Below are 26,238 nucleotides of genomic sequence, written 5' to 3'. Positions count from 1 at the left end.
GGTAGGGATGAAACCAAATAAAATATTGAATCTGGGCTCCCTGATGAAATCCTCCGGTATGTTCCTGGCAGTCGGACTGATTCTGCTCTTTGGAATCGGATCAACGTATTCCCTGCTTGTATCCAAATCGGACCAGGTGGTGAACAGTTTTTCGCACGGGGTGGTTTCAGTCGAAATCATGGAATCCTTCGATGGACAGACCAAGCGGGATGTGACTGTTGCCAATACGGGCAATGTTTCGGCATATGTCCGGGCAGCCATTCTGGTGACCTGGAGAGACGCTTCTGGAAATATCATCGGGAAACAGCCCGAACTGGGAACGGACTATACCCTCGAACTCAACCGGACAGACTGGTTTATGCTGGATGGATTTTTCTACCATCGCGCTCCCGTGGGCTCAGGTGAGGTTTCCAGCGTTCTGATTCAGGAGGCCAGACAGCTCAGGCCAAATGCGAACAGCCAGCTTTCCATCGAAATACTCGGATCCGGAATCCAGAGCACGCCGTCCTTGGCGGTGGAAGAGGCCTGGAACGTAGCTGTGGTCAATCATCGGCTGGAGGTGTCTCCATGAAAAAAATGCTGACCACTCTGGTTCTCCTGCTGCTTTTGACTGTACCGGGACAAATCGTTCAGGCCCAGCCTGCCTCGGTTACCTATGAGGGAGGAGCTGAGAAATATGTATTTTTCCCTGGTTCGAATTTCTCAGACAGCGATTTATTCCCTGAGTTTAAGAACGCGATGCCCGGAGATGTCATTCATCAGGACATCGCGATCAGGAATAATTACAAAGGGAGTAAGTCAGTCCGTATCTTCTTGAGGGCCGAGGCGCATAGCGGAACAGCTAATCCGATCAGTGAACCGACTGCATCATCAGAAACGCTCCCTACAATGCAGGACTTTCTCAGTCAGCTGACCATGACCGTCTGGCAGGGCGATCAACCCATCTACCACGGCTCTCCGGATCAGACAAGGGAGTTGACCAGGAATGTCCTTCTTGGCGTATTCACTCCCGGTCAGACGAGAAATCTGCGGGTCGAACTGGAAGTGCCGACTGAACTGGATAATCGCTATGCCAGCCGAATCGGCGAAGTGGATTGGATATTTCTGGCTGAAGAGATCGGTTCATTTTCCCCGGTTCAGGTGACGCTGACCGCAGAAAAATTTCTGGATGGGAAAGCTCCTGTCGGGAATAAATTCAACTTCCTGCTGAAGGATTCTGCCAATTCAGTACTTCAGCGCAAGCCGAATCGGGGAGGGCAGATCTTATTCGATACCTTGCTGATTGATAGCCCTGGTACTCATGTATACTATGTTTCGGAGGAAACCGGAAAGGATCAGACCATTACCTATGATCCCACGGTTTATGAGGTGCAGATTACGGTCCAGGGATTAACCGATGAGGTGGATGTGAGGATCGTCAACCAGACGACCAACATCCCCAGTGAACTGGTTTTCCGGAATGTGACGAATGGAACCAGTCCGGAAGGGCCGAAAGATCCTGACCCTGAAAATCCAGGTCCACCGGACAAGCCAACTCCCCCAAACCCTACAGATCCCGCCAATCCCACGGATCCGGGAAATCCACCCAAGACAGGAGATGAGTCAGCACCGCTTCTATGGGGCATGGTGTTTCTGCTAGGGGTTGCCGGAATGATTTATGTCATCTATGACGATCGCCGCAAGGCTGCCGGAAAGAGGAACAAAGTGAAAGCCTCACAGCAGCCGGATTGATCGATTGAAATACAAAGGAAGGACCACCACAAATGAATAAGACCGTGCGATGGCTGGTGATCCTGACGGCAGGACTCATGATTGGCTTGTCTGGATTTCAGCTGTACTCAATCATCTCTGAATATGCGGCAGGGGAAAGTGGATATGATCAGCTGACCAGCCAATTTGTCCGCTTGGAATCCAGCACGCAGCCGAGAAGGAATCAATCATCGGAAGCAAACCCTTCCGAGAGTCATCCCGAAAACCCTGTCCAGGTGGATCTGCCGGCTCTGGCATTGCTTTATCCGGATGTTGTTGGCTGGATTTACAGTGATAACGGAAAAATCAATTACCCGATCGTCCGAGGAAAAGATAATCAACAATACCTTCACCGTATGGTGGACGGGACTGAGAATAAAGCCGGCAGCATTTTTATGGATTCTCGCAATCAGGCTGCTTTCAGTGATTATCACACGATCCTCTACGGGCATAATATGAAGAATGACTCGATGTTCGGAACTCTGCCTGACTACTCGAAACCGGGTTATTTTGAGGTCCATCCCATGATGTGGCTCATTACTCCGAACATTACCTTTCGGCTGGATCTGTTTGCCGGATTTGTGACCCCGGCTGACTCTGATACGTATCAGCTGATCTCTGATGCCGGGGACTTGCCGGGATTTATACAGGCCATGAAGGCCCGATCAGAGTTTCAAAGTCCTATCTCCACAGAGGCCGCTGGTCAGATCGTAACCCTGTCCACCTGTGCTTATGACTTTGATGAGGCGCGCTATGTTGTTCTGGCCATGATGACGCCTGTCCAGTAAGGCCACGAGGTTGTTCGGAGCACCTTTGACAGTCTGAGTTTTACAGAGTTTTATACTAGAAACTATTCCTTAACGACCAATTGATTTTTACGTGGACGTCCGCGCTTACCCTTGTTCGTCTTTTTCACCACGTAGTCCGGGGCGCATCCCTCAGGGATCTCAAAGCCAAGAGCCTCGCATATGTCCACCTGTTTCCCCACAAATGGGGTAATGTACGCCTTCGTGTTGGGGTGCTCGATATAGCGAATCGGCCTCATCTCGTTTAACACATCCGCTACCGAATGAAACTGTTCGCCCAGCTTTGTTTTGCGGACATGGCTTAGGTAACAGCCCATGATCTGGGCAACAAAGAGAATAAAGGAACGACCAATTTTTCCAGTTTCCGTTGATGTACGCTGGCGGTCGGCTCCCAGGACCCCTTTCATCAGGGCAAAATACTTCTCCTGTTCATCCCGCAGCCTGTAATGCCGGTTAGCACTCAACGCATCCATGTCCAAACCATGGGTCGTGTTGGCAAAGAAACCTGCTTCTCGCCGACACCGGATGACCTTGGTCTCATCCAGGCTGAAGTCCTCCAGGATTCGAGTTTTCGCATTATACTTCAACCGATAAAACCGGTAGACCTGTTTCAGCGTTTCATCATCATCCAAGGGGATTTGGTTAACAAGGGACGCTTCCAAGGCTTCTTTTTGAGCTGCCAGAGCAATGTCCAGATCCGTCAGTTCATTGCCTCGGCGGATGGGATCAAAGTACAGGTTCAGTTTCAGATTATCTGCTTTCTTAAGGTTGTCACGCTGCCCTTCGATCTGGTAATCCATATCTTTCTGCAGATAGTAGATCCGTTCCTCCGGATCCACTTGCATACCCTCCGGGTGGTGGCCGAAGTTTCCGAATTCATCGATCAACTGACGAACGTGTTTCTGGCCGGTTTTGGTTCCCATGATCATGCGTTGCTGCTGGTCGATGTATAGTTCCAGATTGCGGATCGATTCATACCCCCGGTCAGTGATCAGGATAATTCGTTTCATGCCAGCCTGTTTCAAATCCTTCAGGATCACGGCCAGGCTTCGGGAGTCAGGGGTGTTTCCGGCAAAGCTTCGATAATAGACTGGCATGTGGCCATCCAGGGTGTAGACTACTACTTCCAGGGTCTGTGGAAGGGGCAGTTGTTCTTTGTTCCGCCCGTAATGGATATCCGCCAGCGAGTGTCCGTAGCTGGAACAGCTTGTGGAATCGACGGCACACAGCTCATTGTCGTGGAGTCGGCGTGCCCGCAGACGCAAGAACGCCATGCGATCCTGCTCTGTAATGGACTGGGTAAACCTGGTAATATACGGAGAAGAGAGTGGCTTTGCCCAGGGGGTCTTGGCTATGCGCTGCCAGGAAGCCAGCTGGTTATAGGTCTCTCGTCCACAAAGAAGATAGAGGGCCAATGTCATGAGGGTATCAACTTTTTCCTTGTCCCCATCAAATGTGCTCATTAGGTCGAATCTCAGGCCGGTCTGTTCCGCAATCTTCTCCAACAGCCATATGTCGCCATAGAGCCGGTTCTCATCCTGACTTTCAATAACCGGCCTTCCCGCCTTCCGTCGTCCTGACAGTTTGTCAATTTCACTTAGATCCCATCCTTCCGGGAAGATGAGTTTACCTCGTTCCTCAATAGACTCCAGAAGATAATTCTTTCCCGGAATAAACTTAAGATCATCTGTTACCGTCCCCCAATAAACGTGACGGTATTCCCGTTTTCCGGTCTTTGGGTTCACTCTGGCCGGCTGTGTACTGGCATAGTGGTATCCATTATTGTGATGAATCGATACCCGGTAAGGGCTGTTAGAATCCGTGGGACGAGCCATTGTTATCCCCTCCTATTTTTAGTATAATTATACTAAAAATAGGAGGGGATAACAAGATGGAAAAGACTGATTTTCTCAGACATTACAATGGTTTCAGGAGTTTGCAGATCGTTACTAGTATAATTGTTTGCAAAACTTAGATTGACAGGCCGTGGCAGATCCTGCACTCCCACCTCGGGAGGCAGGATCTTTTTGGCGTTAAGTGCTTCTGCCGGCAGGAAGACGACGGGGTTTTTGATGATTTTGGCCGATATCGTGTGAAAAAAAAGTATATTTTACTAAAACTTGGTAAACAAACGCTCCGGAAGCGCTGACTTCAAGGTTTTTGCATTATAATATGATTAGATTTACCCTGGCACAGATCACTCTTTAAGGAGGAACAATAATGAAAGACGACGGAATTGTAAAAAAGACACAAGAGACGATACAGGAAACCATACATGAAAAGGTGGTTCCCGCCGCCAAGGAAGGGCTTGAAACTGCTCAGGAGTTATTTGGCAAGGGAGCGAATCTGGTAGGCGAACTGCTGAAGGATGCCGGCAAGAAAACAGAGCATGTTGCTGAAACCGCTGAAGAAGTCCGCAAGGATGCAGCCAAGGTAATCAGCCGCACCGGTGAAAAGCTGATTGCGACAAAGAATGACGCGATGGCTCATTTTAAAAAGAACTCTGAGGAAACAGCTCAAAAGGTGGCCAAGGTAAAGGAAGACGTGACAAAGGATGCGGAAGCAGCCGGAGCACAGGCTGTCCTGTTCAGCAAGACGAAAGCTGAAGATTTAGGTAAGGCAGTCCCGAAAAAAGGGAAGAAGGTTGTAAAGACCGCTGCCGGTATGGCCGTTCTGGCCGCAGCCGCTGCCGGAGCATATGCCTACTATAAGAATCGCAAGGACCGGGAAGAAGCCGTCAAGGCAGAATTCTCAGAGAAGATGAAAAAATGGAATGAAATGGGAGATGCGGAACTTCTTGAAGCGGAAACCGAAATCCCGGCAAAAATGCATGTACGTCCCACCAAAATATACCAGGTCGGACAGAATGCCCTCCTGGGCGAGGACATCGTAGTCAACCTGTCTTTCCCTGGGGAAGATTTGACTGAATTCAACCCGGACGATCTGGCAGAGCCGATCAACCCGGTGGAAGAACTGAGAAAGAAAGCGGAGCTTGCCATGGGCACAGCCGGGGAGACCGCCCGCCGGGTCGCAGAGACGGTGGGAGACAAAGCCAAGGAAGTCTATTCGATCGCCAGTGAAAAGGCTGACGAATTCAAAGAAATGCTGGCTGAAAAACGCCAGGCTGCCCTGGATGAGAAAGATGCTTTTATTCAGGACAATGAAGAAGGACTCGATTCCATGGAAAATGACCTGAAACATGGGTTCAAGGAAGCGAAGAAAGCAGCAGCCGAGGAAGCAGAGGAACTGTTTGAAACCGCCCAAAAGCAGGACGAACAGATCATTCATCAGGTTCAGGATCTGGAAGAATCCTCTGAAGACATTATCCAGAACAATCGGGAAGGCTTGGAAAAGCTGACCGAAGATCTGGAAGAAACCTTTGGTGAAGCAAAGTCCGCCGTAGAAGACAAGGCCAATGACCTTTTCGAAAATAAGATGGAATCCGGAAGTGATGATCCCACTCCGGAGGAAAATCTGGTCGAGAATCCCTATGGTCTGGATGAAATCTCCTGGGAAGACGATGAATCGGTGATCATGCAGAAAACTGAAGAAATTCGGCAGAAAACCTCCGAAGGATTCCAGAATCTGAAGGAGAAACTTCTGGATGCCAAGGATTATCTCCAGGAACGGGTGAACCGGATGAAGACGGAGGCCGAGGAAGCGGATGCTGAGGAATTCTACACCGAAGAACTCGAAGTCACCATTCACAATCGGGGCAATAAGGATTATTTCTTCAGCCCGATGCTGATTCAGCGCTATAACTCCAGATCCCGGGTTACTGCTCCGGTTCCGATTCATGAAGAAGGCACAACGCTGGAACAGCGAATCATTAAGCCAGGCGAAACCTATCAGGGAACCGTAGTTCTGAGAAAGACGGATTCAGATGATGCAGTGATCATGTTTGAAGACATGCTCATGAAAAATTCAGTGGCGATTCTTTTGAACAGTGAACTGGATGATCTGTTTATGGAAGAGGAATCCTATGACATGCAGGATGATCTGCTGTTTGAGGGCATCGAGGGCGACCTGGAAGACTATGATTTCGCGGATGAAACCGGAGTCGACCTGGAGCTGGATGATCTGGAGGTAGAAGAAGCGGAAGAACTCAGCTTTGATTTCCCCGAAGAGGATCCCAACCACTAAAAACGATTCAACATAACGGAAACGGTCGGAGAACTCATCCGTGAGTTCTCCTTTCGTTTGAGAGTAGAATACCAAACAGAAATTAGCCGGGTGAATATCTGTGGAGGCGGACAAAGTGCATCCTGGATGTGAATCCGAAAAATAAGGAGAATTTATGATCCACGAAACAGTGCAAGCCTGCCGGGCCTATTACGCGACAGGCGTTGCCCGGCAAATGACGGTTCGTCTGAATGCCCTCAAACGCCTCCATATTGCGCTTCGGGAGAAGGAGGCGGATCTGGTGAGGGCTCTGGAGCAGGAGCTGGGGAAACCGTCTTTTGAAGCTTTTATGACCGAATTTGCTACAGTCTACCGGGAGATCGAGTATGTGACGGCGCATTTGGAAGAGTGGGCCAAACCGGAAACGGTCCCCCGCTCCATCGATACCATGATGGCAAGGACGGAAATAATCCGAGAACCCCTAGGCGTGGTGCTCATAATCGTCCCGACAAATTATCCGGTTCAGCTGGCGCTGATGCCTTTAATCTCGGCAATCAGCGCGGGCAATACCGCAGTGATACGTATGAGCGGATCTTTGCCGAATGTGTCCAGCGAACTGCGCGATCTGATTCGACGGGTCTTCCGGCCCGGTCATGTGGAGCTGATTGACGGCACGCAGGATCCTCACAATGAACTTCTCCAGCAGCGTTTTGACAAGATTCTGTTTACCGGGAGCACGCATACCGCGACGAAAATCATGTCAGTAGCTGCCCGTACGCTTACTCCAGTTCTTCTGGAACTGGGCGGAAAGAATCCGGCCATCGTGCTGCGCGATGCTGACGTCGTGGCGGCTGCCCGGAAAATCGCCTGGGGAAAATTTGTCAATGCCGGCCAGACCTGCGTTGCGCCGGATCATGTGTATGTCCACCGCGAGGTTGCCGCAGCCTTTCTCGAAGAATTAAAGCGAGCCATCGATGAGTTTTACGGCGATGACCCGGCTCTTGGCCCTCATTACAGCCGGATCGGGAATCAGCGTCATTTCGATCGGCTCTGTCAGCTTTTGACCGCAGATCTGAACCTGGTGAAAGGCGGTCGGATTCTGGCAGAAGAACGCTATATCGCCCCCACGGTGGCAACTGATGTCCCTTTGGATCATCCGCTGCTTCGGGATGAAATATTCGGCCCCATTTTGCCGGTTCTCGAATATCGCGACATCAATTCAGTCATCGAGCAGATCCGAGCAAAAGAAAAGCCCCTGGCGGCTTACGTCTTTGGCCAGAAAGAGGCCTTTGCCCGTAAAGTCCTTCTGCGCCTTCCCAGCGGGGGAGGGTGTGTCAATGACACATTGCTCCAGGTTAGTGCTCAGGGCGCGCCATTCGGCGGCGTAGGGCATTCTGGCATGGGTTCCTACCATGGTCGATATGGCTTTGAAGCTTTTTCTCATCAGCGGACGGTGGTAACCTCTCCGGCCAATCTGATGAATTCCATGGTGTATCCTCCCTATGAGAGCTGGAAGGAAAAACTTCTTCGCCGGGTTCTTACAAAAAAGCTGAAGTAAGGATCTTTCAGTCCCGGCGGCGGACGATACCGTCATCCGATCTGATCACGCAGCCGGCTGTGAATCAAGTGATCAAAGACCATGAAAGACTCTTCTGTCCTGCTGCCCTGGCAGGTTTTCAGAAGAGTCTTTTGCCATCTTGACATCAATCAGACGAAGAGGGTATACTGAAGATGCACCCCACCCAAGGGGGGGGGAGGAGGATCCGAATGACAACAAAAGAAATACCCATGAATCAGGAACGCAAATTGGCACTAACTCAGTTAAAGACCGCTCGGGGCCAGCTCGACGGGATAATACGAATGATTGAAACCGGTCGCTACTGCATTGATATTTCCAATCAGATCCTGGCAGCTCAGGCCCTGCTTCGAAAAGCTCAAAAGCATATTCTGGTCCAGCATATGGAACATTGTGTACTGGATGCGATGAACAGCGAGGATCCGGTTCTTAAGCAGGAGAAAACGGCGGAGATTGCCGCCCTGATGGAAAAATTACTGGAGGCTAAATAACCGATGAAAAAGACGTATGAAGTAGGCGGCATGGACTGCGTGGCCTGCGCCCAGTCCATCGAACGGGTGCTGGGACGTCAGGAAGGCGTAACGGCTGCCACGGTCAACTATGGAAACAATAAATTATATCTGGATTACGATGAGAATCTGATTTCGGATGAACTGATCCATCAGAAGGTGGAAAAACTGGGGTTCCATCTGACACAGGATGAAATCAGCCGTCAGACGGAAGCGGCGGCTGAACTGCGGAAAAAGCAGTTTACTGTGGAGGGCATGGACTGTGTAGCCTGCGCCCAATCCATTGAACGGGTGCTGGGGAAAAAAGACGGTGTCGACTCTGCCGTCGTCAACTATGCCAGCGGCAAGCTCTATCTGTCGTATGACCCGGCTCTGATTAAAACCGACGAAGTGGAAGCTGCCGTGGATAAGCTTGGATTCCATCTGCGGGAAGAAAGCACGGCAGCAACTGAGGTGCAGGCGGTCAATCCATACCGCATCCGGCTGATTGTCAGCATGGCGTTTACGATTCCTCTGCTTGTCATTGCGATGGGACCGATGCTTGGCCTGCAGCTGCCTGCCGTCATCGCACCGGATCACCAGCCTCTGAATTTCGCGCTGCTGCAGCTGGCGCTGACGCTGCCGGTTCTTTTTGTCAGCCGGCGGTTCTATACATCAGGATATGCGAACCTGTTCCGGGGTAATCCTAACATGGATACGCTCATTGCGCTGGGAACGACCGCGGCGTTTGGCTTTTCGGTCTATCAGCTTCTGCTGGTGGCCGGCGGCGAGCATCACGCCGTGCACAACATCTATTTCGAGTCGGCAGCCACCATCCTGGCTTTGATTACGCTGGGGAAGTTTCTTGAGAACATCTCCAAGGGGCGGACCAGTCAGGCTATTAAGAAACTGATGGGACTTCGACCGGACAAGGCAACGATCATCCGCAACGATCAGGAAGTTGTTATCCCGGTTGACGATCTGGTGCGAGGCGATATCATCCTGCTGAAACCGGGATCCTCAGCGCCCGCAGACGGAGAGGTTCTGGAAGGCAGCAACTATATGGACGAATCCATGCTGACCGGAGAATCCATTCCTGTGGCTAAAGGTCCCGGTGCCGAAATTTACACCGCTTCAACCTCCAGCGGCGGAACCATTCGCTACCGGGCAACAAAAGTAGGGAGTGAAACAGCGCTATCTGCCATCATCCGACTGGTCGAGGACGCGCAGGCGACAAAAGCGCCGATTGCCAGACTGGCAGATATCATTTCCGGATATTTCGTACCGGTCGTCATCGTCATCGCCATCGTGTCCGCCCTGTTCTGGCTGATGCGCGGCGAGGGCACAGCCTTTGCCATGACGATTCTGGTTTCCGTTCTGGTCATTGCCTGCCCCTGTGCCCTGGGTCTGGCTACCCCGACGGCCATTATGGTGGGAACGGGCAAAGGCGCTGAAAACGGAATTCTGATTAAATCCGGAGAGGCACTGGAACAGGCTCATCGGATCAATGCACTGGTGTTGGACAAAACCGGTACCCTGACTCAGGGGAAACCCGTTGTCACCGATGTGCTGCCGCAAGGGGACTTCACCACTCAGGAATTAATCCAGGCGGCGGCTTCACTGGAAGCGGATTCAGAGCATCCTCTGGGACGGGCTATGATTGATTTTGCCCGGGAAGGTCAAATCCCGCTGAAACGGACAGAACAGTTCAAAACATTAACCGGAATGGGCATCCAGGCTGAAATTGATGGCGTCCTCTGGTCCATTGGGAACGAACGTCTGATGACCACCAGGTCCCAGCAGATGGCAGACCCGATTGTCCGACAGGCGGAGGAACTGGCTCAGAACGGCAAGACCCCGATGTTCGTGGCCCGTCAGCATCAGGTCATCGGAATCATCGCCGTCGCGGATACGATAAAGCCGACATCCCGGGAAGCCGTGGATCAGCTGAAGCAGATGGGAATTCGAACTATCATGCTTACAGGCGACAATCAGCGCACTGCCCAGGCCATTGCGGCTCAGCTGGGAATCGACGAGGTGGTGGCTGAAGTCATGCCCCAGGATAAGATTCAGACCATCGAGAACCTGAAACAGGAAGGTTTCATCACCGGCATGGTCGGAGACGGCATCAATGACGCTCCGGCACTGGCAGCCGCACATGTAGGCATCGCCATCGGCAGCGGGACCGATGTGGCCATGGAATCTGCGGACATTGTTCTGATGCATGACGACATCATGGACGTTGCCTCAGCCATCGATCTGTCCCGAAAAACCATTCGAAACATCAAGCAGAATCTGTTCTGGGCATTTTTCTATAATGTCATCGGCATCCCTGTCGCCATGGGTCTGCTGTATCTGTTCACGCAAAATCATTCCTTGCTGCTCAATCCCATGATTGCCGCTTTCGCCATGAGCATGTCGTCGGTCAGCGTTCTGACCAATGCCCTCAGACTCAGAGGGTACAAGCCGCCCCGGGCCACAGCCCGGACAAAGGCAGCGGAATAAGCATCTGACCAAATAACACAGACCAGATCCAACCACAAGGTTTACCCTTCATATAAAAAGCGATTTGAAGCGATTGAATCAACGAATCAGTATAAAAAATCAAAAAATGAATCAGGAGGAACTCAGAATGAAAGTAAGAATTGAAGGAATGTCCTGTTCCGGCTGCAGCGCCCGTGTGGAAAAAGCCATGAAGGCTCTGGCGGGAATTCAGGAAGTCCGGGTTGACTTGGCGGACCACAGCGCGACATATGCCGGTGAGGTTTCGGAGGCTGCCGTTCGTGAAGCGATTGAGGACATCGGCTACGAAGTCAAGGGCTTTGAAGCCTAAGAGATGATATGACCGGATAATTCAAGGCAGCGCCTTGATTTATCCGCTTCAGAAAAGGAAAAGGCCGGATCCAACGCTTTCCATGGTGTCGGATCCGGCTTATTTGATAGTCGTTAACTCGGCTTACTGTTGACCTACTGGAATCATTCTGGAATCTTCCTTGTGACTGCCTCGTATCATCTGAGCCTCCCAGGGGGCTCTTGTCGGTGTTGCGGCTGCTTAGGGCCTGTCGCAATCGAGTGACTGACAGATTGTAAATCCGGTTGACCAAAATCAGTGGAAGGGAATCCTGCAGGAGGAATCAAGTTCGAGCATTCTCTTTTGATGGCAGACAAGAACAGCCACAGGCGAGCAGGGATGCTGTCCTGTGGCTGGTATGCGTCTGGTTCTATCAGGGATAGGTGAATGATTTGCTGAATGGATGGTAAATGGACCAGCTCCAGGGAATGCCGACTGAGCCAGTCATTCGGGTCTTTGAGCCGATCGATACAAACAGTTTCTAGATCTGTCCCGGTTCCGGCAATTCGATCTTGTAGCCTTTTCCCCAGATGGTCTGGATCATGTTGCGATAAGGCCCCAGTTTGTTGCGAAGACTCTTGACGTGTGTGTCGATGGTTCTGGAATCACCAAGGAAATCATATCCCCAGACCTGGATTAGCAGAGTCTCCCGGCTAAAGTAATTGCCTGTGCGCGTGATAAGAAAGACCAAAAGATCAAATTCTTTCGGCGTCAGCTTTACTTCCTTGCCTTCAAGGTTGAATCGCTTCTGGTAATAGTCTATTTCCATCCCCATAAGTCGGAAATAGCGGGGGTCATCACTGGTTCCGAAATGATGGAAGCTCTGTCGGTCTACAAGCTGCCGGATGGTGTTCATATCGTCCGTTTTCTCGAAAAAATCGATAAAGGGAAATTCTTCCGCCAGGTTGAAGTCTTCGGGGGCTCCATAAACCAGAATTGGATGGATTGAGAGGTGTTCGAACCGTTTGAAAAAATCCTTTTCTGAGATGAAGGGCATTTCGCAATTGATCAGATAAATGGAAATCAGTTCCCGGTTGCTGATCTCGATGGCCTCAATGCCATTGTCCGCTTCATAAACCTTATAGGAATCCTGAAGTACATTTCTTATTTTGCGCCGGATGTCTCCGTCTCGTTCCGCTACTAAAATACTCAGCAAAATTTTCACCGCCTGTCATGATGTCTTTCGTTAATAGGTCAAAGTAAGATGAATAAAAATTCTTATTCCATTATATCTCATAGTTATCAAAAAGCTTTGGTATGCCAAAGATTAGTCTATGTTATAATAATCGTATAGTATAAACAAATTATAAAGAGGAGCGGGCTCGAAAGGCCTGCCGGGAGGGAAGCATGAAGTTAAAAAGCAAAATGCTCATCGTACTGGGAGCTATGGCAGCCGGTGCCATGGTTCAAAAGTATGTCCAGGACCACAAGGCTGAGCTGGACCAATTCGTGAATGACTATGGCGCCATGATCGAAGAAACCTATCAGGAAGATGATTTAATCGAGCCTTCCGCCAGATCCTAGCATATCAGACACTTCACAGACAGGGTGGCTTCATCAGCTCTGTCTATTTTTTTTATTGGCATCAGAGTGAAAAAGCCGTTCGTTATAGTTGTGAAGAAATCTTTATAAATAAAAGTAATTTAAAACAATTAATATTTATCGATTTAGAACAACTAATAAACCTTAAGTATTTCACCGTTCTTTTCTTTATACTTTTCACATATTGGCTTCGCTATGAATAATTCTGGTATGCACGGCCTGACTTTCTGATATCTCTCGATAAGAATTCAAGTCCTTCATGATCTCCCGATCAAAAGCGGACATGAGGTCCAGCAGGATGGGAAGACGGGCGGACTGAATCGGATGCTCGCCAATGCTTCGAATGGGGAGAATCTTCGGAGATGTCCCGCTGATAAATGCTCCCTGGAAGGAAGAGACTGATTCTGCAGGTATGAGTTCTTCCCGGACGGGAATGCCCTGCGCCTGAGCGGTTGAGATGATCCGTTGGCGGGTCACGCCGGGAAGGACGCTATGCAGGGGCGGGGTGATCAGGGAAGTGCCATCGGTGAAAAATACATTGGAACGGGAGCCTTCCGTGATGAAGCCATGGCGATCCACCAGGATCAGCTCGTAAGCGCCCGTTTCCCGCCGTCTGGCTTCCGCAAGATTTGTCAGTTCCGGGTTCGTAATCTTGGCATTCGGGTCGGATCGGTCATAAGGCATCAGTTCGGTATGAACTCCGGATTCATACAGGCTTTTTTCGGGATAGGACGATGGACTTTCAAACAGATAGACGTCCTGGGTTTTCACATCCAGGATCACCTTCACATTGAAACTGGATTTGGCCTGACCCTGAATAAAGTGATCGGTCATCGCCAGGAATGAGGAGAAGGACATAAAGTCAGTGACTCCTTTTTTTCGTGCCGTGCTGCAGAATCGATTATAATGCTCCCGAAAAAACAGGGCAGCCCGGTCGATCACCCGGATCACTTCGTAGACCAGGCCGGAGCCCTGCGGGATGGTCAGGTGAGCTTTCTCGTAAAGGCGGTTATTCTTCATGATTTTTTCCGTCATAGGGATCTCCTTTCCGGCTAACTCCAGTGAAGCACTGGAAAATATGGGTTTTTTTTATGATTAATCAGATAGGCCTGTCCCATCCGATCCATGAGTGGCTTGTCGCTGAGGGAGTCTGAATACATGACAGACTCGGTCCAGTCGACTGGGTCCTGTCCCAGGTATTCCATCAGGCGGTGAATCTTTTCATCGCCTTTATTGTTTCGACCGATCATTTTTCCGGTGAATATTCCATCCTTGATCTCAAATCGGGTGCCCATGGCTTTTTCAATATAAGGCGAGCGCTCAAACTCTCTAATATAGAATTCCGGGGAAGCGGAGATCAGGATCACCCGCATGCCTTCTTCGTGATGCTTCTTCAGGCGCCGGATTCCGTCCTGATAGAGCATGGGCTTGACGCTTTCTTCCATGAAGCGGCGGGAAAGCTGGTTCAGGGCGAATTCGGTCAGACCCCGCAGCACTTTCAGGTTTTGTTCTTTCGACGCCTTCTCATCATGAAACCCCAGGAGAAAACCCAGAGCAGCCAACGCGCTGTTTGGCAAATAGAGGGCTTTTCGAGGTTCATGGCGGATCAGGTATTTTATGAGCTCCACCTGGGTCTCGCGTTTTGTAAGGGTGTAATCCACATCAAAGATTGCTAAGCGACCCATAGCTTGCCTCCTGTCTGATTCATTGAAAAAAGGCTGGGCATTCAGTGCCTCAGCCCTTGTGATTACTTCGAGACTGGTCAGGGATTACTTATCCTCGTCCTCTGCTTCGTCCATTTCGTCATATTCCTGTTCGAATTCACCGTTCTCATGAACGTTGTCATCGTCATGGAAGTCAGCATCCAGGTCGTCGTCGTCTTCATCTTCATCTTCGTCGTCGTCTTCATCACCAAATTCATCCATGAATTCGTTGTAGGCCGCAGCGACTTCGTTGAATTCGTCTTCCGTCAGGAATTCGAGATCGCCTTCTTCGCCTACGGAGCGAAGGGGCGTTACGGTTCCATCCGGGTTTTCAACCAGTACGTACACGGAATCATTGTATTCGAACTCATCAACCACCGGATATTCTTCCGAGGTGCCGTCCTCATTTTCCATCATCACAGTGACGCCATGCTCGTGCTCATGGTCATGGTCGTGATTGCAGTGTTCATCGTGAACATGGTCATGGTCGTGATTGCAATGTTCATCATGAACATGCTCTTCTCCGTGTACGTTCTTATCTTTCATATCTTCAGACATATAATGATCCTCCGCTTTCAAATGATTAGTATTAGTATAGCTTATTCTTCCCCCTGCATAAAGTAAATAATGTGAGAACAAGCAGGGAGATCAACCTCTTTTTTTGTTCATGACCACTGAAGTCAGTACCGGAATGACCTGTTTTTTCCGGGACAGGACGCCGGGCAGATCGATGGAATTGTTCTGGATTGTCTGGTTGAAGGCCTTTTCAATCAATCCTTTCTCAGGACCGGTCACGACCAGTTCGGAGGATTCCTTGAAAATGTCCGTGATCAGCAGGCCGTATATCGTATAACCGGCCTCTCTGGCTCTGGTGTCCATCAGCTGGAGGAGTTCGTCCTTCATACTGGAAAGGGCAGAGGAATCCAGGGAATATACCTGGGATATGCCGATTTTCTGGTCGTCCACGGTGAAGGTCTTGAAATCCTGGGCCAGCAGATCCTTCGGGGTTCTCCCTTCCAAAGAAGTTCCGGCCCGGAACATGTCCATGGCGAAGGGCTCGGGATTCAGATCCGCGATTTTCGCCAGGCGTTCCAGCGTCAGTCGGTCTGCCTGCGTGGAGGTGGGGGACTTGAAGAACAAGGTATCCGATATGATCGCTGCGCAGAGCAGGCCGGCGATCTTGCGGGACGGGCGGATGCCGTTCTCGAAGAAAATGTTGGCAATGATGGTGGAGGTGGAGCCTACCGGCTCGTTCCTGAAATAGATCGGGGAACCCGTTGCTACATCCGCCACCCGGTGGTGATCGATGATTTCGAGAATCTCTGCGTTCTCCAGTCCGTCCACGCTTTGGCTGCGCTCATTGTGATCGACCAGGATTACTTTCTTCTTCTGGGAAGAAATCAGATGGTAGCGGGACAATGTCCCCTTGACCCGTTTTTCTGCTGTGACGATGGGATAGCTGCGAAAGCGAGTTTCTGCCATGACGGGGGACACATCTTCGATAAAGTCGTCCTGAGTGAAATAGATGATATGATCCTTTGTCATGACGTATTCCACTGGCACCGCCTGAGGCAGAAGACGGGCGGCGGTAAAGGTATCGTAGGGGGTCTGGAGAACAGTGACTTGGCGCTGTTCTGCCAGTTCGCGAATGCCCTCGCTCATGTGATGATTGCCGGTAATGATCAGGAAGGCGGCACCGCCTTCTATGGCGGTCTGCTGCAGATCCCCCAGATTGCCGGTGATGGCGGCATCACCGTCTTCGATCATGATCTGAGCGTCGTCCGGATGGAGGTTGACGACTACCATCTTGCCGGTAATGGGACGGGGGGATTCCGGGATGTAGAGAGGGACAGCGGATAAGGTGTCAAGAATGTTCTCCAGGGGAGTATCTGACTTGGACAGCACGTTGGTATCCCACACGTCCATATAGGAGCGGGTGACGTTGGAGATGGATACCACGCCCTTGAGCAGTTCCTCTTCGTCCACGACGACCAGGCTGTTGACCGCGTTTTTGTTCATCAGATTCCATGCCATTTTCAGCGAAATATCTGCTTCGACCGGCTGGGTTGTATCATAGGACAGATCCCCGACCCGCAGCTTCATGGTTTCCATGTACTGAGGTTCACCGACGCCAAAGTAATCCAGGATGAACCGGGTTTCGCGATTGATCGCCCCCAGGCGGATCGGGACGGCCTGGACATGTCCCTGCTTGTTTTTATATTCCGCATAGGCAATCGCCGCAATAATGGAATCCGTGTCCGGATTCTTATGGCCTGTGATATAGACTGTTTCTTTCACGATGCAAACTCCTCTCATTGACTGATCCGTCTGAATTTTTATTTTTCAGTAAGAAAAAAGTACCTGTGCAGGTACTTTGTCCTAGGTGCGCTGACGCTTGATGTTTCCTTTGATGTTGCGGATGATTTCATCCACCGATAGATCGCCTTCCACCAGCTGGGTCCGATCTGTGATATTCACCACGTTCATGATCGTGACAACTTCAGAGGCATCCTTGCCTTTTTCACCTTTCAATCCCTGGACCAGCACTTCATTCCCCTGACGGATACTTATAAAAGCCGGTTCTTTAAAGCCGGACTTCTTGTACTGGCAACGGGTAACGTTTCTGGATCCGACCGGTTTTACTACCATGCTGACATTGAGCACATTCCAAAACAGAAATTTTTTCGTCCGGTCTATTTTTACAGATAAAACATTTCCATAAACCGGGGTAATCCGGTCGCCATGCTGCTCCATGAAAGTTTCCATCTGATATTCTTCGAACTTGTTTTTTATTCCCATAGTGATTTCCTTTCATCGAGAGGTAGATATCCTAGAAATTATAACATAAAACCGCAGCGGGATTCCTTAATTTAGTTCCATGGTTGAAAAATGTTGACAGATTTGTGACTTTTCACGGAATGAGTTGCTATAGTGCGTGTTGTACCATTTACTTTTTCGATACACTTAACTGGTATAATAGAGAAAACGACGCGTTGAAAAGAGGTTTATTATGGAATATTCGAAACATCAGCTGGCACAATTGATGGATCATACCCTGCTGAAGGCGGATGCCACCAAAGAACAGCTCAGACAGCTCTGTGACGAAGCCAGGACCTACCATACCTGGTCCGTCTGCATCAATCCCTCCAACCTGGAACAGGCGAAAGAATACCTTGAGGGCAGTGAGGTCAAACTGTGTACGGTGGTTGGATTCCCGCTGGGACAGATGACCAGCGAAGCGAAGGCTTATGAGACAGCCGAAGCAGTTTTTCGGGGAGCTGACGAAATCGATATGGTGATTAATGTCGGCCGCGTGAAAGACGGTGACTATGACTATGTCCGGGAGGACATCCAGGCGGTGGTCAATGCGGCTCAGGATAAACTGACCAAGGTCATTCTGGAAACCTGTCTGCTGGAACAGGATGAGATTGTGAAGGTCTGCCAGATTGCCAAAGCGGCAGGAGCTGACTTTGTCAAAACCAGTACCGGCTTTTCCACAGCCGGCGCCAAAGCGGAGGATGTCCGGCTGATGCGGGAGACAGTGGGACCGGAAATGGGCGTCAAAGCCTCCGGCGGCATCAGAACTCTTGCCGATGCAATCACCATGATCGATGCAGGCGCGACTCGCCTGGGCGTGTCGGCCAGCGTAAAAATACTGGAAGGTGTAAGCGATGACACTAAGGAAAACTATTAAAGCGGGATTATTAAAAGATATCATTAAGCTGCCGGACGATATCCAGGAGGACACCCTGGTGGAAATTACCGTTCGGGAAGTTCATCCGGCAGGAGTCCATAAGGATCAGGATGATCACAAGAAAACCTTTGAAGAGATGAAAAACCTGTTCGAATCCAGGATTCGGGCCGCTTCGGCCCAGCTCAACTTCACGGAGGAAGTGTTCCTGCTGGATGAAGTGGAGTGGCAGGATTTGAATGAGATTAAATCGTACTTTGAAAGCCAGGGATATGGTGTCCGGATCGATCAGCAGGATCGACGGGTCAGAATCAAGATCCTCTGGCGCTATGCATAGAATCACTGACCAAAGTTTTTTTGAGCAGGATGCGATTGCCCTGGCCCGGGATCTGCTGGGCAAGCTGATCGTCCATCAAGTCAACGGACAGTCCCTCATTCTGCGCATTACCGAGACGGAAGCCTACATGGGAGCGGAAGATCTTGCCAGCCACAGCCGCGGCGGCCGAATCACCCCACGAAACCGGGTTATGTTCGGAGACGCCGGAAGGGCCTACCTGTTCCTGATCTACGGTCTTCACTGGTGCTTCAACATCACGGCAAACCGGCCGGGCTTGCACGAAGCCGTGCTGATTCGGGCCGGAGTGCCGGTAATGGGAGAAGAGGTGATGGCGGCCCATCGCATGACAAGCGGATCAGGATTGTCCGGTTCCCGGCAGATTGCCAATGGTCCGGGCAAGCTCTGCCAGGCTTTGGGATTGAATCGGACGCATTACGGCATAGATTTAAAGGATCAAGCCAATGAACTCCTCTGGATCGCATCGGATGATTATGTGGCGGAAGCCATTGAAGAGGATGTTCGGATCGGCATCGATTATGCCGGGAAAGACCGGAACCGACCGTGGCGGTTTTATATTAACAATGAGCCGGTCAGTCTCACCCGCGAGCAGCGGGAGAAAAGACATAAAGGAAAACGCAGGACAGGAAGAAGAGGATAAGATGTTTTTACAAAGACGAAAGATGAACGCCCGAGTTGGAGTAGAGCCGAATATTGACAATGTGGCAGATGACCTGCTCCTCAGGATGGAGGGCCGCTGGTATCTGGCCTATTCAGGCTGTCCGCTGTGGCAGAAGCCTGAAATCAATACGGTGAGCTTCAATTTTCATCCCCGCCATCTGGGGGAAGAACTGGTTCTGGAGGACCGGGTGGAATACATAAAGAACGGCAAAATGAGATTTCGACTGGGTTTTGACTATCCCGTCGAAGGCATTTTCAATACCTTTCGCTGGAAGGGCAAGGGGGTCAATCGAACATTCCGCAACCATTTTGAAGTCACCCTGATTACGGAAGACTTTATGGTTCTGTTTTTCGAAAAAACACTGACCAGTCCGACTTCCATCGATATCCTCACCCGGGAGAGGCTGGCTGGAAAAGACTTGATGGTACGGATTTTTGATCAGATCCGGAACAATGAGACCATCTCAGCTTACCTCAAAGATGTCCGCCAAGTGCGGCAGACTCAGCAATTATGAGGTGTTTGATTGGCCTTGTGCCTTGAGTTATCGGCCAATAAAGGGTAAAATAGAACTAACAACAAAATACTAAACGAGGTGACAGATATGAAAGGATCAATTTACTTCAAGGACATGCGGAATTCTGACGCACTGGAAGATCTGATGGTCAAGAAACTGTCCAAGCTTGATAAATACTTCAAGTCAGAGGCAGATGCCAAAGTCACCATGTCCACGATCAAAAAGACGAACTTCAAGGTAGAAGTATTGATACCCTTCAATGGTTTGTTTTTAAGAGCTGAGGAAACCACCGATGATATGCATAAATCCATCGATCGGGTGGTTGAAAAAATTGAACGTCAGCTCAGAAGATACAAAACAAAGATTGAAAAACGCCACACCAAAGAATCGGTTCGTTTCCCTGATTTCAACCAGGCGGCCTTTGCTGAAAATGCAGAACCTGTGCAAGGTGAGGAAGAACCAAGAATTGTCCGGACCAAGAGTTTCGAACTGAAGCCCATGACGGAAGAGGAAGCAATCCTTCAGATGGAGTTGCTTGGCCATGATTTCTATGTCTTTGAAGATCTCAGCGGCATCACCAGCGTGATCTACAAGCGGAAAGATGGAAATTACGGTTTAATTGAACGAGCCACCATCTAGTCCCAAGACCAGCATGTAAAGCAGCTCCCCGGCTCAGTCCGGGGAGCTTTCCTGTTTCCGGGGGGCAGATCCAACCAAAGTGATCGCAGGTTCAGCTGCCGGAACGCGAATAAAATTACAATTTATTTTATAAATATACTTTACGAACCCCGATCCCTGTGATAGAGTGTATGGCATAGCAGAAAAGCTTTGATAAGAACCAGTAACCTGTAATGACCAGATGAAGAGAATGTGCGGTTGGTGCGAGCACATGGAGGTCTGCCGGTGAACACGTCTTTGAGCTGACGGGCGAACCCTCGAATGGGGCAGTAGTCTGATCCGGATCCTCGCACCCGTTACCGTGCAAAAGTATGATTGTACTTGATGAGGTTGACATCGTGAGGTGTCGATAAATGAGAGGTGGAACCACGTGAGCAGCGCTCCCGTCCTCTGGCATAGATGGCCAGAGAACGGGAGCTTTTTGATTGTCTCAGACCGAACAATAAAGACCGTTGGACTCAGAGTGAGGCGGATTTTCGAGACAGATGGACTCAAGAAACAGGAGGGCATAGGAACATGCATCATACGAATTACAGAACAGCTCGATAGAAGTCGATTCGATCAGAACCATACCAGGAAATATGAACTAAAACCAAGCAAAGGGGAGAAACAAATGAAAAACCAAATGAAAAAGCAATGGAAACAGAACCTGGTGAGCGTGATCACCGGACTGGTCATGATGGGGATTTTGAGCAGCTGTTCGTCTCTCAATCCGGCTCAGTCAATTGGGAAAAACGCCAGCCGGCTGGAAGCCATCAAAGCCAAAGGGGTATTGTCGGTGGCGATGGAGCCATACTTTGCGCCGAATGAGTTTATCGACCCATCCAAGACCGGGGATGACAGGTACGTCGGCAGCGACGTTGAAATGGCGAAGTATATTGCTCAGAAGCTCGGCGTCGAGCTGGAGATCGTTCCGCTTGAATTTTCTGCCGTTCTCTCCAGCATTACGGAAGGTAAGTATGATCTGGCCATCAGCGCACTGGCCTACACGCCGGCCCGGGCTCAGGCGATGATCCTGTCCGATGGCTATTACTTTTCCGAGGATTCACCGGGCTACGGACTGGTGATCCGCTCAGAGGACAAGGGAGTCATCAAATCGGCTGCCGATCTGGCGAATCAAGTGGTGGTGGCTCAGTCCGGCTCGCTGCAGGAACTCTTTGCCAACGACCAGATTCCGGTGAAAAAAGAGCTGAAGCGGGTTTCCTCAACCACAGACGGCCTGCTGATGGTTCAGGAAAACAAAGCGGACGCCATCGTCGTTGCCAAATCCATGGCGCAGCTCTACATTGATGCGAATAAGGGCTGCGGCCTGGAAATTGTTCAGGGATTTGAATTTACAGTGGACAAAGCTCTGGACGGAACCCGGGTGGGGATCCCGCTCGGAGAGGAAGAACTGGCGGCTGAAGTCAATCGTATCATTGCCGAGCTGCTGGCATCCGGGCAGTACGAAAAGTGGTACAACGATTATTCCGAATACGCCAAAAAACTCGGTCTGTAATGACGCTGAAGGCTGCAGCGATGAAAAGATAAGGTGAGGTAAAATGCTAGATACATTGATCCAGCTCTGGAACAAATACAATTATGTTTACATCGACGGTCTGGTGGGAACCTTGTCTTTGGCCGCGGTGACTGTACTGGCCGCAACGCTGCTGGGAACTGTCATCGCAATCATGAAGCTTTCCCGGTTTAGGATCTGTCATCTCATCACTGGAACCTATATCAGTGTTCTGCGTGGAACCCCGATTCTCCTGCAGTTGTATTTCTTCTGGCTGCTCCTGCCGAAAGTCCTTCCTTTTGACATCTCCGACATGGCCTGCATCATTATTGCCCTGATCATCAACGCCAGTTCCTATGTGGCGGAAATTGTCCGGGCCGGCATTCAGGCGGTGGACAGGGGCCAGGTGGAAGCAGCCCGCTCCCTGGGAATTACCGCGGTTAATACGATGCGGACTATTGTCCTGCCTCAGGCAGTCAAGAACATCCTGCCGGCTCTGGGCAATGAATACATTAATATGGTCAAGCAGACTTCACTGGCTTCCGTCTTTTTCGTGCCCGAACTGATGACATCTTACAAGACAGTCCAATCCGCCACGTTTCTGGCCGTGCCGTCGCTCATCATTGTTGGAATGATTTACTTTGTTTTGATCAAGCTGCTGGAACAAGGGCTTGATCTGGTGGAAAGGAGGCTGGCCCGCAATGAAGCCTGAAGCACTGATCCAGGTTGAGCACCTGAATAAATTCTTTGGCAAGCTGCAAGTTCTGAAGGATATCAGTGAGACGATCCGAGAAGGGGAAATTGTCTCCATCATCGGCCCGTCCGGCAGCGGTAAGAGTACATTTTTGCGGTGTCTGAATTTGCTGGAACGCCCCACTTCAGGCAAAGTCCTGTTTGAAGGCGTTGATCTGGCGGACAAGAACATAGATCTGGATCGTCACCGGCAGGACATTGGCATGGTGTTCCAGCAGTTCAATGTATTTCCGCACCTCAAGGTCATCGACAACATTACGCTGGCACCAATGCTGGAGAAAAAAATGTCCCGGCAGGACGCACAAGCCAGAGCCAGCGAGCTGCTGGACCGGGTAGGTCTCCTCGACAAGCGGGATGAATACCCCACCCGGATCTCCGGGGGCCAGAAGCAGCGTCTGGCGATTGTCCGTGCCCTGGCCATGGATCCGAAGGTCATGCTCTTTGATGAACCAACCAGCGCACTGGATCCGGAGATGGTCAAGGAAGTCCTGGACGTGATCAAGGAACTGACCCGGACTGGCATGACCATCGTTATTGTCACTCATGAAATGGGCTTTGCCCGTGAGGTGAGCGACCGGATTCTGTTTATGGATGAAGGAGTCATTCAGGAACAGGGGACACCGGACATGATATTTAACCACCCGCAAAATCCCCGTACGAAAGAATTTTTGAGCAAGATGCTCTGATCAGGAGAAGAAGCGATGAGACCATTGACACAAATTGATCGAACAATCACCAGCAAAACCGAACTCCTGCTGGATCTGAGCGACCGGATCTGGCACCTGGCAGAGCTGCCCTATGAGGAATTCGAATCCGCGGCGCTGCTTCAGCAGGCGCTGGGAGCCGAAGGATTTGCCGTCGAGACCGGGACAGCCCTCATGCCGACAGCTTTCATTGCCCGCTGGGGGCAGGGCAGCCCGGTCATGGGATTTCTGGGAGAGTATGACGCCCTGGATGGCCTGAGTCAGCAGGCAGGACTCACCCAGCCCGGACCCCTGGGGAATTGCTCTGCCGGTCATGGCTGCGGGCACAATGCCTTGGGTGTTGGATCGCTGGGAGCTGCCCTGGCACTCAAGGAATACCTGGAATCCAATCAACTGTCGGGAACCGTCGTATATTATGGCTGTCCCGCGGAAGAAGGGGCCGGCAGCAAGCAGTTTCTGGCCCGAGCCGGTGTATTTGATCCGGTGGATTTTATTTACACCTGGCATCCGTCAGATCTCAATCAAGTCCAGTCCACCCGGACGGTGGCCATCATGGGCGCGAATTTCAGTTTCAAAGGGATAACAGCGCATGCCGGAAGTACGCCTCATCTGGGGCGGAGCGCACTGGACGCGGCCGAGCTTATGAGTGTCGGGGTCAATTACCTGCGGGAGCATATGATCGACGGAGCCAGGATTCACTACGCCTATGCCTATGCCGGCGGCACAGCTCCCAATGTGGTCCAGGATCGGGCCACCGTCAAGTATGAAGTCCGCTCGCCCAAAGTCAGTCAGGTCAAGGAGCTGTTTGAGCGGGTTGCTGACGTTTCGCGGGGAGCTGCTCTCATGACGGGCACCCAGACAGAATACGAGATTACCATGGGCTTTTCGGATTATATTCCCAATGAGCCGCTGGCAGCCATTGCCAGCGAAGCCTTCCTGGAGGTCGGTGCTCCGCCCTGGGATGAAGCAGACTTTGCGCTTGCCCGAGCCTATCGGGACAGTTTCAGCGAGACGACCCGTCAGAGCATGAACGAATCAATTCGGGAGATGTTCGGCGAGGACCGGCTGGCAGAAATCCAGAGCAATCCGCTGGACACCGAAGTTCATCCTTATTCGGCAGGTCCGACCCGCTACGTGTCCGGCTCAACGGACGTAGGTGATGTCTGTTATGTCGCCCCCACGGTGAATTTCAATGTAGCCGCAGCATTCATTGGTAATGTCGGTCACACCTGGCAGATGACGGGACAGTCTGGGAGTACCCTGGCCCGGAAAGGGATGCTGACGGCGGCCCGCGTGATGGCTCTGGCCGCAGTGAAGACGATGGAGCAGCCAGAAGTGATCGCCAGGGCAAAGGAATTTGTGCGCAAACAGAACGGCGGAGCCTATCGCTGCCCCTTGCCGGAGGAACTTCAGCCTCCAGTGGGGCGGTACTGATTCCATTGACACAGACCTTCACAAGACCCGATCCCGGAGCTGCCGGGATCGGGTCTTGTCAGTTGAAGCCATTCCCTAATCTCTGCATCGTCGTATGTAGTGAAGCAAGGGAAATCAAATGATGATGATCAGGCGATAAAAATCCAACGATGGAAATCAGGCGATAAGGATTGTGAGATGACGTTGAGGCAGATAATCAGGGTTTGAACAAATGAGAGATTTTGACAGGGCAAGAAAAGAGGTTGACATCAATCGGGAGAACCTGATATATTAACATTAGTTACATAAAGTAATCAACGAATGATAAATAACAATAGTTAATGCGAAACAAAGGAGAAACCAATGAGGGTTATAGATCATAAAACCATGGGCAGCAGTGATTTGGGCTGGCTGCAGAGTATTTTTCATTTTTCGTTTGCTGAATACCGGAATCCGGAGAAAGTTCAGTTTGGCGCACTGCGCGTCATCAATGACGATCTCATTCATCCCCACACCGGCTTTGAGAAGCATCCGCACCGTGATATGGAGATCATCTCCTATGTCGTTGAGGGAGAACTTTCTCATAAGGACAGCATGGGCAATGAAAGCGTACTGAAACGAGGCGAGGTCCAGTATATGAGTGCCGGAACCGGCGTTTATCACAGCGAACATAACCGGGGAGACGAAATGCTCCGAATCCTTCAGATCTGGGTATTTCCGGATCAGCGCAATCATCAGCCAAATTACGGCGAATATCGCTTCCCCTGGGAAGACAGAGTCAATCGCTGGTTCCCGCTGGTTTCATCGCAAACCGGGCAGGCGCCGATCCGGATTCATCAGGATGCCGCATTCCATGTCATCAGCCTGGAGGCTGGCAAGGAAGCTTATTTTGCGGTAGGTGCCGGCCGGCAAGCTTATCTGATTCAGATGGAAGGCGAGTCGGTCATTAACGGTGAGCTGGTTGGCGGGAAGAATGCCGTGGAAAGCCAGGAAGAGGATTTTACCATCAAAGCGCGTACAACTTCTCATATCCTGGTGATCGAGCTGGCAATGAGCTGATCGTCAGACGGGAGTGGACGAACCCCATATTCTTGGCGGAATCCGGTGTGGGATCGCACCCTTTGGCATATGTTATAA

26 protein-coding genes and 1 other annotated feature are annotated in these 26,238 nt (G+C 50.8%); of the genes, 19 read left to right on the top strand and 7 right to left on the bottom strand.

What is annotated here, in order from left to right:
- The first annotated feature begins 7 nt into the window (after nucleotides 1-7).
- The 3 genes from NQU17_06715 to srtB are packed head-to-tail and all read left to right on the top strand — an operon-like array spanning nucleotide 8 to nucleotide 2,537.
- Nucleotides 8-571 carry a hypothetical protein gene (locus NQU17_06715; GenBank protein ID UUM13242.1) on the top strand — a complete coding sequence of 188 codons (564 nt, stop codon included), beginning with the start codon at nucleotides 8-10 and terminating at the stop codon, nucleotides 569-571.
- Complete coding sequence (locus NQU17_06710; protein ID UUM13241.1) at nucleotides 568-1,731, top strand: hypothetical protein; 1,164 nt, start codon at nucleotides 568-570, stop codon at nucleotides 1,729-1,731. Before NQU17_06715 ends, NQU17_06710 begins: the two co-directional genes overlap by 4 nt.
- Before the next feature lie 32 nt (nucleotides 1,732-1,763).
- The gene (gene srtB, locus NQU17_06705) at nucleotides 1,764-2,537 is read left to right on the top strand and encodes a class B sortase (protein UUM13240.1); all 774 of its coding nucleotides are present in this window, start codon (nucleotides 1,764-1,766) and stop codon (nucleotides 2,535-2,537) included.
- A 62-nt stretch (nucleotides 2,538-2,599) separates the two neighbouring features.
- On the opposite strand, the gene NQU17_06700 is transcribed toward srtB, so the two are convergent.
- Complete coding sequence (locus NQU17_06700) at nucleotides 2,600-4,390, bottom strand: transposase (protein ID UUM13239.1); 1,791 nt, start codon at nucleotides 4,388-4,390, stop codon at nucleotides 2,600-2,602.
- Nucleotides 4,391-4,775: 385 nt separating this feature from the next.
- Between NQU17_06700 and NQU17_06695 the strand changes: the two genes are divergently transcribed.
- The 5 genes from NQU17_06695 to NQU17_06675 all read left to right on the top strand — a co-directional run bounded on the left by NQU17_06695 (nucleotide 4,776) and on the right by NQU17_06675 (nucleotide 11,574).
- Nucleotides 4,776-6,698 (top strand): hypothetical protein, encoded by a 1,923-nt coding sequence (locus NQU17_06695; GenBank protein UUM13238.1) that lies wholly within the window; start codon nucleotides 4,776-4,778, stop codon nucleotides 6,696-6,698.
- A 154-nt stretch (nucleotides 6,699-6,852) separates the two neighbouring features.
- On the top strand, nucleotides 6,853-8,235 hold the full coding sequence (locus tag NQU17_06690; protein UUM13237.1) for an aldehyde dehydrogenase family protein: 1,383 nt from the start codon (nucleotides 6,853-6,855) through the stop codon (nucleotides 8,233-8,235).
- A gap of 230 nt (nucleotides 8,236-8,465) precedes the next feature.
- Entirely contained in the window at nucleotides 8,466-8,744 is a 279-nt protein-coding gene (locus NQU17_06685; protein ID UUM13478.1) for a metal-sensing transcriptional repressor, read from the top strand.
- A 3-nt stretch (nucleotides 8,745-8,747) separates the two neighbouring features.
- Nucleotides 8,748-11,246: a heavy metal translocating P-type ATPase gene (locus NQU17_06680; protein UUM13236.1), complete on the top strand. Its 2,499-nt coding sequence runs from the start codon at nucleotides 8,748-8,750 to the stop codon at nucleotides 11,244-11,246.
- Nucleotides 11,247-11,373: 127 nt separating this feature from the next.
- Complete coding sequence (locus NQU17_06675) at nucleotides 11,374-11,574, top strand: heavy-metal-associated domain-containing protein (protein UUM13235.1); 201 nt, start codon at nucleotides 11,374-11,376, stop codon at nucleotides 11,572-11,574.
- A gap of 499 nt (nucleotides 11,575-12,073) precedes the next feature.
- Here NQU17_06675 and NQU17_06670 read toward each other — a convergent pair whose 3' ends face one another.
- Nucleotides 12,074-12,748, bottom strand: a complete 675-nt coding sequence (locus tag NQU17_06670; protein UUM13234.1) for a response regulator transcription factor — start codon at nucleotides 12,746-12,748, stop codon at nucleotides 12,074-12,076.
- Nucleotides 12,749-12,939: 191 nt separating this feature from the next.
- Here NQU17_06670 and NQU17_06665 point away from each other — a divergent pair, with 191 nt between their 5' ends.
- Nucleotides 12,940-13,116 carry a hypothetical protein gene (locus tag NQU17_06665; GenBank protein UUM13233.1) on the top strand — a complete coding sequence of 59 codons (177 nt, stop codon included), beginning with the start codon at nucleotides 12,940-12,942 and terminating at the stop codon, nucleotides 13,114-13,116.
- A gap of 195 nt (nucleotides 13,117-13,311) precedes the next feature.
- Here the strand turns inward: NQU17_06665 and NQU17_06660 are convergent, their stop codons facing one another.
- From NQU17_06660 to NQU17_06640, 5 genes are all read right to left on the bottom strand, one after another.
- Nucleotides 13,312-14,169, bottom strand: coding sequence for an aminotransferase class IV (locus NQU17_06660; GenBank protein ID UUM13232.1), 858 nt, complete (start codon nucleotides 14,167-14,169; stop codon nucleotides 13,312-13,314).
- A gap of 17 nt (nucleotides 14,170-14,186) precedes the next feature.
- A complete protein-coding gene (locus NQU17_06655) occupies nucleotides 14,187-14,819 on the bottom strand; it encodes an HAD-IB family hydrolase (GenBank protein ID UUM13231.1) in 633 nt (210 codons plus the stop codon).
- A gap of 84 nt (nucleotides 14,820-14,903) precedes the next feature.
- Nucleotides 14,904-15,383, bottom strand: coding sequence for a DUF1292 domain-containing protein (locus NQU17_06650; GenBank protein ID UUM13230.1), 480 nt, complete (start codon nucleotides 15,381-15,383; stop codon nucleotides 14,904-14,906).
- A gap of 102 nt (nucleotides 15,384-15,485) precedes the next feature.
- Nucleotides 15,486-17,135: a putative manganese-dependent inorganic diphosphatase gene (locus NQU17_06645; GenBank protein ID UUM13229.1), complete on the bottom strand. Its 1,650-nt coding sequence runs from the start codon at nucleotides 17,133-17,135 to the stop codon at nucleotides 15,486-15,488.
- 81 nt (nucleotides 17,136-17,216) lie between these two features.
- The gene (locus tag NQU17_06640) at nucleotides 17,217-17,636 is read right to left on the bottom strand and encodes a hypothetical protein (GenBank protein ID UUM13228.1); all 420 of its coding nucleotides are present in this window, start codon (nucleotides 17,634-17,636) and stop codon (nucleotides 17,217-17,219) included.
- A gap of 211 nt (nucleotides 17,637-17,847) precedes the next feature.
- On the opposite strand from NQU17_06640, the gene deoC reads away from it, so the two are divergent.
- The 10 genes from deoC to NQU17_06590 all read left to right on the top strand — a co-directional run bounded on the left by deoC (nucleotide 17,848) and on the right by NQU17_06590 (nucleotide 26,160).
- Nucleotides 17,848-18,531: a deoxyribose-phosphate aldolase gene (gene deoC / locus NQU17_06635; GenBank protein ID UUM13227.1), complete on the top strand. Its 684-nt coding sequence runs from the start codon at nucleotides 17,848-17,850 to the stop codon at nucleotides 18,529-18,531.
- Nucleotides 18,509-18,865: a hypothetical protein gene (locus NQU17_06630; GenBank protein ID UUM13226.1), complete on the top strand. Its 357-nt coding sequence runs from the start codon at nucleotides 18,509-18,511 to the stop codon at nucleotides 18,863-18,865. The genes deoC and NQU17_06630 overlap by 23 nt, the downstream gene beginning before the upstream one ends.
- Nucleotides 18,858-19,523: a DNA-3-methyladenine glycosylase gene (locus NQU17_06625; GenBank protein UUM13225.1), complete on the top strand. Its 666-nt coding sequence runs from the start codon at nucleotides 18,858-18,860 to the stop codon at nucleotides 19,521-19,523. Before NQU17_06630 ends, NQU17_06625 begins: the two co-directional genes overlap by 8 nt.
- 1 nt (nucleotide 19,524) lies before the next feature.
- Nucleotides 19,525-20,058 (top strand): hypothetical protein, encoded by a 534-nt coding sequence (locus tag NQU17_06620; GenBank protein UUM13224.1) that lies wholly within the window; start codon nucleotides 19,525-19,527, stop codon nucleotides 20,056-20,058.
- Nucleotides 20,059-20,145: 87 nt separating this feature from the next.
- On the top strand, nucleotides 20,146-20,697 hold the full coding sequence (gene raiA, locus NQU17_06615) for a ribosome-associated translation inhibitor RaiA (protein ID UUM13223.1): 552 nt from the start codon (nucleotides 20,146-20,148) through the stop codon (nucleotides 20,695-20,697).
- A gap of 180 nt (nucleotides 20,698-20,877) precedes the next feature.
- Nucleotides 20,878-21,130, top strand: a binding site (T-box leader).
- Nucleotides 21,131-21,349: 219 nt separating this feature from the next.
- Nucleotides 21,350-22,234: a transporter substrate-binding domain-containing protein gene (locus NQU17_06610; protein UUM13222.1), complete on the top strand. Its 885-nt coding sequence runs from the start codon at nucleotides 21,350-21,352 to the stop codon at nucleotides 22,232-22,234.
- Nucleotides 22,235-22,277: 43 nt separating this feature from the next.
- Nucleotides 22,278-22,943 (top strand): amino acid ABC transporter permease, encoded by a 666-nt coding sequence (locus NQU17_06605; protein UUM13221.1) that lies wholly within the window; start codon nucleotides 22,278-22,280, stop codon nucleotides 22,941-22,943.
- Between the two features lie 4 nt (nucleotides 22,944-22,947).
- The gene (locus NQU17_06600; GenBank protein ID UUM13477.1) at nucleotides 22,948-23,670 is read left to right on the top strand and encodes an amino acid ABC transporter ATP-binding protein; all 723 of its coding nucleotides are present in this window, start codon (nucleotides 22,948-22,950) and stop codon (nucleotides 23,668-23,670) included.
- Between the two features lie 15 nt (nucleotides 23,671-23,685).
- Complete coding sequence (locus NQU17_06595) at nucleotides 23,686-25,122, top strand: amidohydrolase (protein ID UUM13220.1); 1,437 nt, start codon at nucleotides 23,686-23,688, stop codon at nucleotides 25,120-25,122.
- 342 nt (nucleotides 25,123-25,464) lie between these two features.
- Entirely contained in the window at nucleotides 25,465-26,160 is a 696-nt protein-coding gene (locus tag NQU17_06590; GenBank protein UUM13219.1) for a pirin family protein, read from the top strand.
- The last annotated feature ends 78 nt before the right edge of the window (nucleotides 26,161-26,238 follow it).

This window comes from Clostridiaceae bacterium HFYG-1003, assembly GCA_024579835.1.
Taxonomy (GTDB): Bacteria; Bacillota; Clostridia; order Clostridiales; family Clostridiaceae; genus JG1575.
Note: the sequence above shows the minus strand (reverse complement) of the source record. Positions and strands in the feature narration are given on the sequence as shown.

Coding starts and splice junctions, on each gene's coding strand:
- NQU17_06605 (UUM13221.1), top strand. CDS start 22,278: ATGCTAGATACATTGATCCAGCTCTGGAACAAATACAATTATGTTTAC.
- NQU17_06700 (UUM13239.1), bottom strand. CDS start 4,390: ATGGCTCGTCCCACGGATTCTAACAGCCCTTACCGGGTATCGATTCAT.
- NQU17_06710 (UUM13241.1), top strand. CDS start 568: ATGAAAAAAATGCTGACCACTCTGGTTCTCCTGCTGCTTTTGACTGTA.
- deoC (UUM13227.1), top strand. CDS start 17,848: ATGGAATATTCGAAACATCAGCTGGCACAATTGATGGATCATACCCTG.
- NQU17_06690 (UUM13237.1), top strand. CDS start 6,853: ATGATCCACGAAACAGTGCAAGCCTGCCGGGCCTATTACGCGACAGGC.
- NQU17_06625 (UUM13225.1), top strand. CDS start 18,858: ATGCATAGAATCACTGACCAAAGTTTTTTTGAGCAGGATGCGATTGCC.
- NQU17_06660 (UUM13232.1), bottom strand. CDS start 14,169: ATGACGGAAAAAATCATGAAGAATAACCGCCTTTACGAGAAAGCTCAC.
- srtB (UUM13240.1), top strand. CDS start 1,764: ATGAATAAGACCGTGCGATGGCTGGTGATCCTGACGGCAGGACTCATG.
- NQU17_06655 (UUM13231.1), bottom strand. CDS start 14,819: ATGGGTCGCTTAGCAATCTTTGATGTGGATTACACCCTTACAAAACGC.
- NQU17_06665 (UUM13233.1), top strand. CDS start 12,940: ATGAAGTTAAAAAGCAAAATGCTCATCGTACTGGGAGCTATGGCAGCC.
- NQU17_06675 (UUM13235.1), top strand. CDS start 11,374: ATGAAAGTAAGAATTGAAGGAATGTCCTGTTCCGGCTGCAGCGCCCGT.
- NQU17_06595 (UUM13220.1), top strand. CDS start 23,686: ATGAGACCATTGACACAAATTGATCGAACAATCACCAGCAAAACCGAA.
- NQU17_06650 (UUM13230.1), bottom strand. CDS start 15,383: ATGAAAGATAAGAACGTACACGGAGAAGAGCATGTTCATGATGAACAT.
- NQU17_06685 (UUM13478.1), top strand. CDS start 8,466: ATGAATCAGGAACGCAAATTGGCACTAACTCAGTTAAAGACCGCTCGG.
- NQU17_06680 (UUM13236.1), top strand. CDS start 8,748: ATGAAAAAGACGTATGAAGTAGGCGGCATGGACTGCGTGGCCTGCGCC.
- NQU17_06640 (UUM13228.1), bottom strand. CDS start 17,636: ATGGGAATAAAAAACAAGTTCGAAGAATATCAGATGGAAACTTTCATG.
- NQU17_06695 (UUM13238.1), top strand. CDS start 4,776: ATGAAAGACGACGGAATTGTAAAAAAGACACAAGAGACGATACAGGAA.
- NQU17_06590 (UUM13219.1), top strand. CDS start 25,465: ATGAGGGTTATAGATCATAAAACCATGGGCAGCAGTGATTTGGGCTGG.
- raiA (UUM13223.1), top strand. CDS start 20,146: ATGAAAGGATCAATTTACTTCAAGGACATGCGGAATTCTGACGCACTG.
- NQU17_06610 (UUM13222.1), top strand. CDS start 21,350: ATGAAAAACCAAATGAAAAAGCAATGGAAACAGAACCTGGTGAGCGTG.
- NQU17_06715 (UUM13242.1), top strand. CDS start 8: ATGAAACCAAATAAAATATTGAATCTGGGCTCCCTGATGAAATCCTCC.
- NQU17_06630 (UUM13226.1), top strand. CDS start 18,509: ATGACACTAAGGAAAACTATTAAAGCGGGATTATTAAAAGATATCATT.
- NQU17_06620 (UUM13224.1), top strand. CDS start 19,525: ATGTTTTTACAAAGACGAAAGATGAACGCCCGAGTTGGAGTAGAGCCG.